Here is a 13,905-nt window from a genome sequence, read left to right as displayed (position 1 = left end):
GCCTGTGGAACAGACGAACGAAAGTTGGCGAATTCTTATTGTCGAAGATGATGAGCGCCTGGCCGAGTTGACACGCGAATACCTTGAAAGTAATGGCTTGGAGGTGTCACTGGAAACTCATGGAAGCCCTGCCGTAGAACGAATTCGAAACGAGCAACCAGATCTTGTTGTGTTGGATTTGATGTTGCCAGGAGAAGATGGTCTTTCCATCTGTCGCCGTGTGCGGCCATTTTACTCTGGCCCAATCATCATGCTTACGGCTCGCACTGACGATCTCGACCAAGTGCTGGGCCTTGAGATGGGCGCAGATGATTACATCAGTAAACCCGTTAAGCCTCGAGTGCTTCTGGCCCGAATCCGCGCCATGCTGCGTCGTGTAACGGAAAGTGCGCAAAGCCACGCGGAAGAAGCCAATGCTGAGGAGCCTTCACGCCTGCAGTTCAACAGTCTTGTAGTCGATCGTTCAATGCGCGAAGCCTGGCTTAGCGATGAAAGTATTGATCTGACCAGTGCAGAGTTCGATCTGTTGTGGTTGTTGGCGAGTAATGCTGGCCGTGTGTTGAGTCGGGAAGAGATATTCACTGCCTTGCGAGGTATTGAGTACGATGGTCAGGACAGGTCTATTGACGTTCGGGTCTCCCGGATTCGCCCAAAAATTGGCGACGATCCAGTCCATCCCCGCAGAATCAAGACCGTTCGAAGCAAAGGCTACCTGTTTGTGAAGGAAGTCTGACGATTCAGTCTTTGGCGTCGGCATGGGTGTTCCGGCCGACGCTTCCCTGCCAGGGTTCGTTGACATGCCCCTGAAGTTCTTCCTAAAGCTTTACGCTCGCCTTGCCGGTCTTACGGCTTTGGTCATACTGCTCTGCCTTGTCTTGTTTGTTGGTATCAACTCCGTACGCTCACAATTCTGGCATGAGCACTTTACCCAGTCATTGATGCGCTGGCTCGCGTCTTCGCCAGCGCCAGAGCGGCAGTATCATTGGCTTTCCTCCAGGAATGGCTTCCAGGTTTCGGATGCCAGGGAGATGTCGCTATCTGCTGTGGTTCGCGAGCGCCTTGGCTATGGTCAAGTAGTGGCTATTGAGAGCAGCCTGGGCTATCGCTTTCTGGTAACCGGTTTACACGGAGAAGTTATACAGTTCAGGGCGACTCAGCCTTATCGTGATACCGCTATTGCATCTGCACAGATATTGCAGGTTCACCTTGATGCAGCAGGCCCCGAGGATCGTGATGAGGCTGTTGCAAAGTTAGCGGAAGGGCTGAACCTGGGGGTGCTTAGAATTCAAGGCTCGGCTGCACTTCCAGATGATGAGGTCCTTGAGCGTGTTTTCAGTCAGGGCGCTGCTTTTTATACCGATAACGGAGAGGGGCGGGTACTTGTTCAGTTGTCTGATGGCGAGTTGGTTCAGGTTAGTTTGCCGGCGCCGTTTAATCCCTGGGCATGGCCGGTTATTCTATTGTTGTTGGTGGTGTCCGGGAGTGTTTTGGCGTTGGCGCTACTGTTTGTTCTCCGGGGGCTGGACAGCAATCTGCGTAAGGTCGAGTCTGTGGCCGTGCGCATTGCTCGAGGGGAGATGGGGGCGCGGGTTGAAGCTGGCGAAGGTACTACTGTTTCGCGATTGGCGGCAGCTTTTAACAGCATGGCAGAACATATTCAACGCTTGGTGAACGTGCAGCGCGAAATGATTCATGCGGTTTCCCACGAGTTGAGAACGCCGGTCGCCCGTATACGTTTTGGCGTGCAAATGATTGAAGATTGCGAAAGCCAGGAAGCTCTCCAGAGGCAGCTTGATGGTATTGATGGCGATATTCAGGAGCTGGATGAGCTTATTGATGAGATCCTTACCTACGCGCGTCTTGAGCAGGGGGGGCCTGTATTTTCACTGGAAGAGGCATCCGTAACTGACATTGTGAGGCAGGTGGTTAGCGAGCAGCAGCTTCTGCGCCCGGCAATAAGTATTGAAGATGAAATCGACGAGGTTACAGAGCACATAGGGATGGCTGATGTTGAGCCAAGGTATATTCACCGAGCTATTCAGAATCTTGTAGGCAATGCCGGACGTTATGCCACCAGTAAAGTGCTTGTGCGATGCCACATCGATGAAGACCATTGCCGGGTTGATGTGGAGGATGATGGCCCAGGCATCCCGGAAGATGAGTGGGAGAAGGTTTTTACGGCATTTTCGCGGCTTGATGACAGCCGCACCCGTACTTCGGGCGGATACGGGTTGGGACTTTCCATTGTGCGGCGCATACTGTACTGGCATAACGGCCAAGCCTTTGTCAGCCGGAGTGATAGTCTGGGTGGGGCGCGTTTCAGTCTGGTTTGGCCGCGCAAAAAGCCACTCGAGCCGAGCTTGTAAAGGCTCTCGTGAAACGCAATTTGTTTTTCACCAGATGTAACAAAGCGACTACACAAGTGCAACTGAACGCTGCCCCGTGATTAGCGATACTTTATTGCGTAAGGGATGACTTATTGAGGTTGTGGTTCTTACGAACTTTCCTTGTTTCATTCGTCATTTGAGGGCCGGTTTTCCGGTCCTTTTTTTTGCGTGTTTTTTGACGACTTCAGCAGCCTTCCTCTGAGTTTACGTCTGGTCAGCTATTGCGCTCGAAGGCTATAAGGTGGTCAGCCTCCACCCGCACTGGTACTGTCTCGCCCATGTGGAAATCCAGGTGGCTTCGGAATAACGTCTCAAACTCTGTATCTTCTGAGCAGCGAAAGCGATAAAGCGTGGAGGTGCCGGCAAAAGTTTTCTCTACAACTTTCGGACGCAGGTCTGAGTTCTCATCATAAACAATATCATCAGGGCGGATGAGTACGTCTACCAATGTGCCAGCAGGCCATTTGTAGGCCCGGTTTCCGTGAATGATTCCAAGCTCGGATTCAATAATGTCTGGCCCTACAGCAATGCCCGGAATGAATCCACCTTGCCCTACAAAGCTCGCCACAAAGCGGTTTACAGGCTCATGGTAGAGATTGTACGGCACATCCCACTGTTGGATTTTACCGTTGTGCAGCACCGCGACCTGGTCGCACATGGCGAAGGCTTCCTGCTGATCGTGGGTCACCAGGATTGCGCTGATCCCCAGGGTCTTCAGGATCTCCCGGACGTCAAGGCTGAGTCTGCGGCGCAGGTCAGTGTCCAGGTTTGAGAAGGGTTCATCCAGAAGAATGAGTGTTGGTTCTGGTGCAAGCGCTCGTGCCAAGGCAACTCGCTGTTGTTGGCCGCCTGACAGTTCATGGGGGTAGTTGTCTGCCAGATCCTGCAGGTGGACCACGTTAAGCAGCTCCATAACTCTCTGCCGCTTTTCGGTTTTGTCGAGCCCTCGTAATCCGAAACCCACGTTATCGGCAATGCTCAGATGCGGAAACAGAGCATAATCCTGAAAAACCATACCAATCCGGCGCTTTTCGGGTGCAAGCGTGCGGCCGGGAAGACTGATAGGTTGCGACTGCAGGCGTATTTCACCGCTGGTTAGCGGAAGAAAGCCGGCCAGAGCCCGCAAAATGGTACTTTTTCCGCAACCGCTAGGCCCAAGCAGGCAGCCAATATCCCCTTGGCTGAGTGCGAAGTTGACGTCTTTTACAACGGCATTTCCACCATAGCCACAGGTCAGGTTTTCTACCTCTAGCAGCCAGTTGTGGGCAGTCTTTTCGGGCGAGCTCATAAATCTTAGTCCAGGCGGTTCAGGATGAGGAATTCCAGCAGGGCTTTCTGGGCGTGGAGCCGGTTTTCGGCCTCGTCCCAGATGACGGAGCCCGGATGGTCTATCATTTCTGCAGATATTTCCTCGCCACGATGGGCAGGCAGGCAGTGCATGAGTAGAGCGTCTTTCGCAGCCAGGTCCATCAACGCCTTGTTTATCTGGTATTTGGCAAAGGCCTTTTCACGGGCTTTTTGCTCATCTTCCTGGCCCATAGAGGCCCAGACATCAGTAACCAGAAGGTTTGCGTTGCGCGCAGCCTCCTCTGGTTCACGCATGAGTGTGATGCGGTCGCTATGAGCCTTCATCAGTTTCGGGTCTGGCTCGTAACCTTCGGGTGTTGCAATGTTCAGGTGAAAGTCGAACTGGGTGGCAGCGTTAATATAGGAGTGGCACATGTTATTGCCATCGCCTATCCAGGCCACGGTAGCGCCCCGAATGCTGCCACGATGCTCGCGATATGTTTGCATGTCTGCCAGTAGTTGGCAGGGGTGGAAGTCATCTGTGAGGGCGTTGATCACCGGTGCCCGTGACGCTTGTGAGAATTTTTCAACGGTTTCGTGTGCGAAGGTCCGTATCATTACGGCATCTACCATGCTGGAGATAACGATGGCCGAATCTTCTATGGGCTCTCCGCGGCCAAGTTGCGTATCCCGGGGAGAAAGAAACATTGCAGAACCACCCAGTTGGGTCATGCCGGCCTCAAACGAAACCCGGGTGCGGGTTGAGGATTTTTCGAAAATCATCGCCAGGACGCGGTTTTTCAGTGAGTCTCTGACCTTGCCTTGGCGCCATTCGTTCCGGAGTCTGGAGCCATGATCCACCAGATTTTCCAGTTCGTTTGTGGACATGTCATTCAGTGTCAGAAAATGCCTTGCTGCCATGGGGTGGCCCTTACTTGGATGGTACCCTGGATGAGTATAAATACTGGTGAAAAAATGGGGGTATCAAGTCTAGCCCTTCCCGCTACTGATGACAACGCCACAGGTGACAGGCTTGCTCTGAATCACCTTGCGTGGTTTGTTGAGGTGGCTGCCCGACGTGTACAATAGATCGCAGTTACTGTGGGTACAATAGCGTGCATAAACGCAAAAGACGGTTCCTTTATTTTAACTAGAGGTGAATGTTCATGGATATTAACGAAACCATTAAGAGCCAGCTCTCGGAAAACCCGATTATTCTGTATATGAAAGGGTCGCCCCAAGCTCCTCAGTGCGGCTTTTCTTCAAAGACATCCCAGGCGTTGATGGCCTGCGGTGAGCGTTTTGCATTTGTGAATATTCTTGACAACCAAGAGCTGCGCGAGGCCTTGAAGGTCTACTCAAGCTGGCCTACATATCCTCAGCTGTATGTTAACGGCGAGTTGGTTGGCGGCTGCGACATCATCATGGAGATGTCTGAAAGTGGCGAGCTGGCTACTCTGGTAAAAGAGGCTGCAAAGCAAGCTGAAGCCTGATTTGTTTTAACAGTGAGCCGCCCGGTTATAGCCGCGATGGAGAAAACACCAGCTTGACTTCGAAGTGGCTTTTGCTGCTCTGGTCGGGCGGCGGCTCCGGGTAAGGGCTCGCTGAAAGTGCCGCTTGGTACGCGGCACGGTCTATTTGTCCAGCGCCTGTCGATTTGATAACTCTCGCCCTTGTAAGTGCTCCATTGCTCAGTAACTGGAGCTCCAGCTCCATGGTTGTTGTGTCAGCCAGTTCCCTTAGTGCTGGTATCCTTGAAGTTTCCAGCTTTGCCGCCAGGTGCATGGCCAGTTTTATCAGGTAAGGGTCTTGCTCAATGGGTGACTGGGTAATTCTGGTGGCATCCTTTGTTGTTCCTGTCTTTGGAACCTGCTTGCTGGCTGTGGGGTTGGCTGGTGCCCCGGAAACAGATGATATCGCTGTAGCTCGGGAGGGGGCTGCTTTGTTCTTCAGTGTTGCAGCTTGTGGTTTTTCACTGGCAGTCGTTTTAACCCGGGAGTGGCTTGTGGTAACCCGGGGTGTTTCCTGTTGGGGAATGGGGGTATGTGGCGTGATTTCAAAGGGCGGATTGCGGGTCTCGATTTTATCAAGCGGGTCGGCGGCAGGGCCTCCACTAATGCTACCTGTCGCGACCAGTTCCACGCTCAGTTGCTGTCGATGCTCGCTGGGGGAGACCGGTAAAAAGGATGGAAGTCCAGACAGTAGCAGGGTGTGAATCAGAAAGGCGGTCGATAAGGCGAGGGCGATCCGATGCTTCGCCGGAAGGCTGTTGTTGCTGCCATGCTCCAGCATTAATCTAAGATTTCTCCTTTGTTACCGGGTGGGCGGCCTGTCTGGGTCCGCAAGGTGATGGCGGGCCCAGGTCCGATCAGGCTGTTTTGCTGCGCAGCGATCCGACGACGGCATCTAGTGCGCGGTCTATAAGTGCACCTTGCTCAAGTAGTGTCATTCTCCCTCGGCGCATTTCGTGGGCAAGCTCAACACGGGTTTTTTCGATGACTTTGAGCCCCATGCGGTTCACAAAGACAAAGCAGTCTGCCTCTTCAATGATTGCGGAAAGTTTGCACCTGAAACACGCGCCATTAACCAGCCCGAACTCTACCCAGTTGCCAATCTCCAGGCTGTCAATTTCAGCCATGAATTCTGCGATCACTGCATCTTGGGGCTGGTGGCTGGATTCCTCCTGGGCCTCACTCGGGGGTTCATCCTGGCTGGCTGGCTCTTCTGTTGTTTCCATGCTGGAGCTGGCGCGGAAAGCCTCTGCCAGCTCATGCTTGAGCGTGCCCATGGTTTCATCGAGCGTTGTTGTATTGTACGAAACTTCTTCCAGACCAGCCCGAAGCGATTTGAGCAAACCTGGTACAACGCGCACCCACTGATCCCTTTCGGTGTCTCCCTGATGCGGGTGAAGGCACCAGATAAGGTCATCAACAACCTTTACGCTTTCCTGCCAGCGATGCTCTACATCGTCCCGCAGGTAGGCCAGAAACATAAATCTGCTCCAGCCGTTGGTAAGCATTTTATACACAGGCTCCGGGAGTCGGTAGCGTGCCACGCGTTCTTTTATAACCCGGTCGACTAACTCTTGGGCTTTCTGGGATTTGATGCGCCCGCGCTCTGATTCACGAGTGCGCTGTTCTACCAAAGAGGACTTTCGGTTTTCCTTGGCAAGAAATTCTTCAAACTCATTATTCAGTGTTTCGAAAAGAGCTATGTCGCCCTCGAACTCACTAAGAATTCTTTGCACAATGCTGTGAATCTTTTCGTACAGCTTGTCCCGGGCTTTTTCGTCGCTGTTGCTCCAACCAATACCAGCGCGGGCAAGGGCGTTTAGCAGTTTGCGTGCCGGGTGTGTCGACTTGCTGAAAAAGCTTTTGTCCTTGATAACAACTTTTAGAATCGGAATCTGTAGCCGGCTTATCAGAACCTGCACTGGTGCTGACAGGTTGTAATCATCAAGAATGAACTCGAACAGCATGGATACGAGGTTGATAAGATCCTCATCCATTTCTTCAAGTGCGGGTTTCTTACCGTCATTTGTTTTTGCTTGAGCCAGTATCTGCTCCACGGCGCTGAGCAGGTCGATAACAAGTGGGTCACCTTCGCTCAAGTCGTGCTCAGGGTTTACCTGGTTGTTAAAGGGTAGTGACGCCAGCAGGTTGATCAGTTCATTGCCGTTAATAATCCGGATGTCTGGGCTATGCTGGCGAGATGGTATGCCGGAGTTAGCCCTCTGCCGTGCCAGTAACTGGTGGATCTGCTCGAATACTGCGCTACTGCCATCACTGGCTGTAGAATGGTGTTCTTCTTGCGCAGGGGCACCATCCTGTCCAGAGGCGGTAGTGTGCCTCTCTGAGGCACTGTGTTGTTGGCCCGCTTTTCCATGATAACGGAAGTTGGGAATGACTCCCGCCTTAACAAGGATTCTGTTGGCTTCGTCCAGCAGCATGCCCAGATTGGAAACCACGTAACGATCAAACTGCTTTAGCAAAATTAATCGCTCGCGGATTTGTATTTCCAGGGCCTGAATGGCTTCAGTGAAAGCGCTGCAAAGATGTTCTGGCGCCATTGGGTTAACGGGCGATACCTCTGAGGCACCTTCGTAGACATGGCTGAAGCGGGTTTGAAGTTGTAAAAGCGGCCCCTGAAAATGCGCTTTGGCTTTGGTGATCATGGCAGTCAGAGCAACTTGCTCTTCCAGATCATCGTTGCCAACGAGTGCCAGACTGTCTGCGCTTGCCTGACGCCCCAAAGTATCTTCATGAAGTTGGCCGGTACGGGGCGGATTGGAAAAAAACTGCGCAACCGCATTCTGGAAATGGCGCTCTACACCCTTTCGTTTTATGCGGATTTCCCGCATGGCCTCAAAATAGCGGTTCTGCTCGTTGTTGCTGCGAGCATTGTTGGCCAGTTCGAACAGCGAATCATCTACGGCATCAAACGCGCCCTGCAGCAGGTCGCCGAGCCCTGCGACAACAGTGTCGCGGATGCGAGTAACCTCCACGGGAACCGGATGGCTGCTTCCCGCTTCCCTGTATTCACGGAGGTAATGTATGCCGGACTGCTTGTCCATGGCCGACTCCTGTTAACGGCTCAACCGGGTAGATGACCGAGTTATACTTTCCAGTTTTTAGTTATGGATTAAATTTACCGCATTTTTGGTCTGGATAACATGGATAATAGCCAACTAGTACGCTTGTTGGCAAAATAAAGGGCGTTCTATCAGAGCGCCCTTGTGAAGTTGTTGTTGGCTTCGTGGCCAGGTTTGTATGGCTTAGCTTACATACTCCGGGCCAATTCCCGCGCTCCAGATCACCACGCTAATCGCAAGAAGAGCAACAAACATGACAAGCCCGACTGTGAGCACAGCGGTGGCGAACATAAATCCGCGGTCTTCAGGAATCTTCATGAGGATGGGCAGGCCTTCGTATAGAAGGTAAACCGCATAGGCAATAGCAACCAGCCCTGCCAGCATATTCACCCAGACATTAGGGTAAGCTGCAATAACTCCGATCAGAAGCATAGGTGTGGCGGTATAGGCTGCCATTGCGACCCCCCGAGGCACTTGGTCTGATGCATCATAGGTTGCCGCAAAAAAATCAATAAATTTGCCGAGAATGAATATACCGGCCAGCATGGCGGCATAAAACAGCACGGAAAGGCTTAAGCCGCTGCTGAAAGACAGGCGCGTAACTGGTCCATCACCGATTTGCCAGCCCACTTGGGTGGTACCAATGAACCCGGCCAGAGCGGGTATGAGAGCGAGTAGCAATACGTGCCCCAAGTAGAGCTGGGTAACAGACTCAGAATCTTTCCGGATGGCTTTCCATTGTCTATCAGGATGGGTCAGAAGACCGAAGGTGTGCATCAAGCTCATGGCCAAACTCCTTAAAATTATTGTTGTGCGGTGTTCTTATTGAGTGTTGGCGGTAGATTGATATGCGTCAAGGAGCTGGTTACATTTTGATCTTTCAAAAAAAGGCGTCGCTATAACTGGAATGACTATAGCGAAGGGGAATTGGCGAGCTCAGACGAGGGAGAGTGCTCGCTTTTTGCGTTTTTTAGGGTGCACAATTGCTGCTTTTACAACATTGTCCTTTATCTGCAGTACTTCTACCCGGTGACCGTCGACCTTCAGACACACGTTGGTGTCAGGGATGTTTTCAAGGGTTTCGGTGATCAGGCCGTTCAGGGTTTTGGGGCCGTCTATGGGTAGTTTCCAACCCAGGCTCTTGTTAATGGAGCGCACAGATGCGGTGCCATCCACAATGAAGGTGCCGTCCTCCTGGGGGATTATATCCGGACTGGCAGCTGCGTAATCCGTGGTGAACTCGCCAACGATCTCCTCCAGGATGTCTTCAAGGGTAGCGAGCCCAAGCACATCGCCATATTCATCTACCACAATGCCAAATCGGCGTTTGCCCTTTTGAAAATTGATGAGTTGGGTGTTCAGCGGCGTACTTTCAGGGACAAAGTAGGGTTCCTGGCAAAGTTGCAAAATCATGGCTTTACTGATTTCGTCTTGCTGGAGCAGTTTGGCTGCGCTGCGCAGGTGCAGTATGCCCTGAATGTTGTTGATATCACCTGTGAAGACCGGCAGGCGCGTATGCTGGCTATTTCTTAGTTGGCGCAAAATAGTGTCTGTGTCGTCATCGAGATCGATGCCTGATATCTCATTCCTGGGCACCATGATGTCGTTTACGGTTACTTTCTCGAGGTCGAGAATGCTAACGAGCATGTCCTTGTGCTTGGTCGGGATCAGGGCGCCAGCTTCGTTCACCAGGGTTCTTAGCTCTTCCCGGCTAAGGTGATCGCTTGCTGCGTCGGTCGGAGAAATCCTGAGAATCCGCAGTATCGCTCCTGTAAAGAGGTTGACGGCCCATACAATCGGATACAGGATTTTCAGCAAAGGTCCCAGAATGTAGCTTGCTGGAAAGGCGATTTTTTCAGGGAACAGGGCGGCCAGGGTCTTGGGGGTGACTTCAGCAAAAATCAGGATGACGATGGTCAGTAACAGTGTGGCAATGGCGATGCCGGCATCGCCCCAGATGCGGATGGCTATAACTGTGGCTATGGACGACGCCAGGATGTTGACGAAGTTGTTGCCGATCAGAATGATGCCGATAAGCTGATCTGTGCGCTGCAGCAGTTTCTGCGCCCGCTTGGCGCCCCTGTGCCCAGTCTTCGCCATGTGCTTCAGGCGATACTTGTTGAGTGACATCATTCCGGTTTCGGAGCTGGAAAAAAATGCCGATAGCAAAATCAGCCCGACGAGAATAATCGACAGCGCGGTGAGCGATGTACCGTCCAAACCAGAGAAGTCCTTATGTTGCTTACAAGTAGCGAAAGTAGGTTGTGCTTGTGCCTGGTGTCAAGAGATTATGGGTCGGCTGTCAGCCGCCTTTCTGGAACACCAGCTCCAGGGCGAATTTGCTGCCATAAAAGGCCACCATTAGAAGCGCGCAGCCAGCGAGTGTCCAGCGGCTTGCTGTCATGCCGCGCCAACCTTTGGTGTATCGGCCCACGAGCAGGGCAACAAAAACCAGCAGCGAAAGTATGGAGAATACAGTTTTATGTGCCAGGTTCTGGGCAAAAAGATTTTCTATAAACACGGCTCCGGTCACAATAGCGAGTGTCAGCATGACGACACCGGCCCAGACCATTTCGAAAAGCAAGGATTCCATGGTCTGTAGTGGTGGCAGGTTGCGGATCAGTCGGCTGTTATAGTTTTGTTTTAGTTGGCGATTCTGGAAGTAAAGCAAGGATGCCTGTATAGCCGCCAGAGAGAACAGGCTGTAGGCTGTCACGGATAGTGCGATATGGGAAAGTAGCCCGTAGCTTTCATCAGAGACCAGGCGCGACGGCGTATGGGTGATCAGGGTCGTGATAATGGTTAAGGCGGCCAGCGGGTATACGCCGAGAAAAAGGCTTTGAACCGGCTTTCTCAGATTGAGTCCCAGCAGTAAAAAGACGATTAGCCATGAGATCAGTACAGAGCTTTTGAAGAAGCCCAGGTCGACACCGCCATCGTGATAGATGGTCTGTGTAATCAAAAGCCCGTGAGATGTGAGCGCCAGCATGCCAATAAGGGTCGTTATCGCTATATTACTGTGCACGCGCCCACGGAAGTGGAGCGCCTGCAAAGCGGTACCGACGCTGTACAGAAAAAGAGAGGTGACCGCGAGAATCAGCGTTCCCATAACTTCCTTTAGTTACCACTGTGCTGGCTGAAGATCGACAGCTGTGGCTGCCGATTTGACCGGGTTGGTCGTCTAAGTGCGATAGTCTGGTTATAATGTCGAAATTATGCAACAGGAATCAAGGGGCCGATGCTGGCTCTGAGGTTTGTGCACTCAATTTATCCGGGGTACGGAAGAGCAACATGTTTGAGAACCTCCAAGATCGACTTTCCGGTAGCCTGCGCAAGATTTCCGGTCAGGCGCGGCTCACCGAAGACAATATCAAGGACACCCTCCGGGAAGTGCGCATGGCACTACTGGAGGCAGATGTCGCCCTGCCAGTAGTAAAAGACTTTGTTGAGGGCGTTCGACAGCGGGCTATCGGGCAGGAAGTCCAGCGCAGCCTTTCCCCTGGCCAGGTCTTTGTAAAGGTTGTTCAGCAAGAGCTTGAGCGAGTGATGGGTGAGGGCAATCAATCCCTCAATCTTGCCGTTCAGCCGCCCGCCGTTATCATGATGGCAGGTCTTCAGGGTGCCGGTAAAACCACCACGGTTGCAAAACTGTCGCGCTTTCTCAAAGAGCGTCACAAGAAGTCAGTAATGGTAGTGAGTGCCGATATTTACCGGCCGGCTGCGATCAAGCAGCTGGAAACTTTGGCGGGTGAAGTGGGCGTTGAGTTTTTCCCAAGCACCGCTGACCAGGACCCGGTTGCCATTGCTGAGGGTGCTGTTGCTGCCGCTCGCAAGAAGCATATTGATGTGGTGATTCTCGATACCGCGGGTCGCTTGCATGTTGACGAGCAGATGATGGGTGAAATTGGTCGGCTGCATAAGGCGGTGAGTCCGGTAGAAACCCTTTTCGTTGTCGATGCCATGACCGGGCAGGACGCCGCCAATACCGCCAAGGCATTTAACGACGCTCTGCCGCTGACCGGTGTGGTGCTCACTAAAACCGACGGTGATGCCCGTGGTGGTGCTGCGCTTTCGGTCAGGCACATTACTGGTAAGCCCATAAAGTTTCTGGGTGTTGGTGAGAAATCCGATGCGCTGGAGCCGTTCCATCCGGATCGGGTTGCCTCCCGGATTCTGGGTATGGGCGACGTGCTCTCCCTTATCGAGGAAGCCGAGCGCAAGCTGGATCAGAAGAAGGCTCAGAAACTCACCAAAAAGATCAAAAAAGGCAAAAGTTTTGACCTGGAGGACTTCCGCGACCAACTTCAGCAAATGAAGAATATGGGTGGTATTGGTGGCTTGATGGATAAACTGCCAGGCATGGGTCAGATGGCTCAGGTGGCACAGCAGCAGGTTAATGATAAGTCCATGGGTCAGCTGGAAGCGATTATCTGTTCGATGACCGCTAAAGAGCGTCGCTACCCGGATGTGATTAACAATTCGCGCAAGCGTCGCATTGCTGCCGGATCGGGAACGCAGATACAGGATGTTAACCGCCTGCTTAAGCAGCATAAGCAGATGCAAAAAATGATGAAAAAATTCAGTAAAAAAGGCGGAATGGCGAATATGATGCGCGGTCTTGGTGGTATGATGCCGCCGGGCGGTGGTGGCGGTGGCATGCCTCCGTTTGGGCGTATGTAAAAAGCCTTACATGGAAAACATGCAAACAGTCAGTTTGCCTGTTTTCTTTGGCGCGTATTTAGCATAGAATAGCGCCCCTTTCGAGTATGGGTCTCCTCGTAAGCCAGCATTATGGCAGGCGTGGAGCGTACAAAGTTCGTATAACAGAACAGGATATTGGTTAAATGGTAACAATCCGTTTGGCTCGCGGCGGCTCCAAGAAGCGCCCGTTCTATCATCTGACAGTCACTGACAGCCGTAATGCACGTGACGGCGCCTTCATTGAGCGTGTTGGCTTTTTCAATCCGGTCGCTCGTGGCCAGGAAGAGCGTCTTCGTGTTGATCGCGATCGTGTGAATTACTGGGTTGGCCAAGGTGCACAAACCAGCGAACGCGTTGCACAGCTGCTCAAGACTGCTGAGTAAGTTTTACTGACTACCGGGGTTGATGTATGACGCAGAATTCGCAGGAAACTGTGATCGGTCGGATTACCTCGGTGTTTGGGGTTAAAGGGTGGCTTAAGGTTTATTCCTTTACCGACCCTGTCGAGGGAATACTTGGCTATACCAACTGGGTTCTTGATCTGGACGGTAAGCGTATTCCTGCAAGGCTTGAAGAGGGTCGCCGCCAAGGCAAGGCGATCGTTGTCAGGCTAAAAGGTATTGCTGACCGCGAGTTGGCGCGCACCTATTGTGGCGCTGAGATCAAGGTCCCTACTGCTGAGTTGCCGAAACTTCCTGAAGGGGAATATTACTGGCGTCAGTTGCAGGGGCTTGACGTGTTCACGGTTGAGGGTGAATACCTCGGTCGAGTGGATCACCTGATAGAAACCGGTTCCAACGATGTTTTGGTGGTGCACGCAACAGCGGGCTCTATCGATCAGCGTGAGCGCCTGATTCCTTACCTTCCTGACCAAGTTGTCCGGGAGATTGATTTGGAAGGGTGTAAGTTGATTGCAGACTGGGATCCGGAGTTCTAACG

13 protein-coding genes are annotated in these 13,905 nt (G+C 52.5%); 6 read left to right on the top strand and 7 right to left on the bottom strand.

Annotation, left to right across the window (positions count from 1 at the left end):
* Positions 1–4: 4 nt before the first annotated feature.
* Positions 5–733 (top strand): response regulator, encoded by a 729-nt coding sequence (locus tag CDH47_RS11495; protein ID WP_100640036.1) that lies wholly within the window; start codon positions 5–7, stop codon positions 731–733.
* A 64-nt stretch (positions 734–797) separates the two neighbouring features.
* Complete coding sequence (locus CDH47_RS11490; RefSeq protein ID WP_100640191.1) at positions 798–2,366, top strand: ATP-binding protein; 1,569 nt, start codon at positions 798–800, stop codon at positions 2,364–2,366.
* Between the two features lie 235 nt (positions 2,367–2,601).
* Here CDH47_RS11490 and CDH47_RS11485 read toward each other — a convergent pair whose 3' ends face one another.
* Positions 2,602–3,675: an ABC transporter ATP-binding protein gene (locus CDH47_RS11485; protein ID WP_100640035.1), complete on the bottom strand. Its 1,074-nt coding sequence runs from the start codon at positions 3,673–3,675 to the stop codon at positions 2,602–2,604.
* A gap of 5 nt (positions 3,676–3,680) precedes the next feature.
* A complete protein-coding gene (gene argF / locus CDH47_RS11480; RefSeq protein ID WP_100640034.1) occupies positions 3,681–4,595 on the bottom strand; it encodes an ornithine carbamoyltransferase in 915 nt (304 codons plus the stop codon).
* A gap of 245 nt (positions 4,596–4,840) precedes the next feature.
* Between argF and grxD the strand changes: the two genes are divergently transcribed.
* Positions 4,841–5,167, top strand: a complete 327-nt coding sequence (gene grxD, locus CDH47_RS11475) for a Grx4 family monothiol glutaredoxin (protein ID WP_100640190.1) — start codon at positions 4,841–4,843, stop codon at positions 5,165–5,167.
* A gap of 25 nt (positions 5,168–5,192) precedes the next feature.
* Here the strand turns inward: grxD and CDH47_RS11470 are convergent, their stop codons facing one another.
* The 5 genes from CDH47_RS11470 to CDH47_RS11450 all read right to left on the bottom strand — a co-directional run bounded on the left by CDH47_RS11470 (position 5,193) and on the right by CDH47_RS11450 (position 11,374).
* Positions 5,193–5,966 (bottom strand): energy transducer TonB family protein, encoded by a 774-nt coding sequence (locus tag CDH47_RS11470; protein ID WP_100640033.1) that lies wholly within the window; start codon positions 5,964–5,966, stop codon positions 5,193–5,195.
* A gap of 76 nt (positions 5,967–6,042) precedes the next feature.
* Positions 6,043–8,247 carry a DUF1631 domain-containing protein gene (locus CDH47_RS11465; protein ID WP_100640032.1) on the bottom strand — a complete coding sequence of 735 codons (2,205 nt, stop codon included), beginning with the start codon at positions 8,245–8,247 and terminating at the stop codon, positions 6,043–6,045.
* Positions 8,248–8,448: 201 nt separating this feature from the next.
* The gene (locus tag CDH47_RS11460; RefSeq protein ID WP_100640031.1) at positions 8,449–9,051 is read right to left on the bottom strand and encodes a Yip1 family protein; all 603 of its coding nucleotides are present in this window, start codon (positions 9,049–9,051) and stop codon (positions 8,449–8,451) included.
* A 150-nt stretch (positions 9,052–9,201) separates the two neighbouring features.
* Positions 9,202–10,485, bottom strand: coding sequence for an HlyC/CorC family transporter (locus CDH47_RS11455; RefSeq protein WP_100640030.1), 1,284 nt, complete (start codon positions 10,483–10,485; stop codon positions 9,202–9,204).
* A gap of 82 nt (positions 10,486–10,567) precedes the next feature.
* Entirely contained in the window at positions 10,568–11,374 is an 807-nt protein-coding gene (locus CDH47_RS11450; RefSeq protein WP_100640029.1) for a cytochrome C assembly family protein, read from the bottom strand.
* Positions 11,375–11,556: 182 nt separating this feature from the next.
* Between CDH47_RS11450 and ffh the strand changes: the two genes are divergently transcribed.
* The 3 genes from ffh (at position 11,557) to rimM (ending at position 13,903) form a co-directional block, all read left to right on the top strand.
* Positions 11,557–12,945 (top strand): signal recognition particle protein, encoded by a 1,389-nt coding sequence (gene ffh / locus CDH47_RS11445; protein ID WP_100640028.1) that lies wholly within the window; start codon positions 11,557–11,559, stop codon positions 12,943–12,945.
* Between the two features lie 164 nt (positions 12,946–13,109).
* A complete protein-coding gene (gene rpsP, locus CDH47_RS11440; RefSeq protein ID WP_100640027.1) occupies positions 13,110–13,349 on the top strand; it encodes a 30S ribosomal protein S16 in 240 nt (79 codons plus the stop codon).
* A gap of 26 nt (positions 13,350–13,375) precedes the next feature.
* The gene (gene rimM / locus CDH47_RS11435) at positions 13,376–13,903 is read left to right on the top strand and encodes a ribosome maturation factor RimM (RefSeq protein ID WP_100640026.1); all 528 of its coding nucleotides are present in this window, start codon (positions 13,376–13,378) and stop codon (positions 13,901–13,903) included.
* Positions 13,904–13,905 lie beyond the last annotated feature (2 nt).

Origin of the sequence: Marinobacter salexigens (genome assembly GCF_002806945.1) — a bacterium.
GTDB classification, from domain to species: domain Bacteria; phylum Pseudomonadota; class Gammaproteobacteria; order Pseudomonadales; family Oleiphilaceae; genus Marinobacter; species Marinobacter salexigens.
This window is presented reverse-complemented; position numbering and strand designations above follow the sequence as displayed.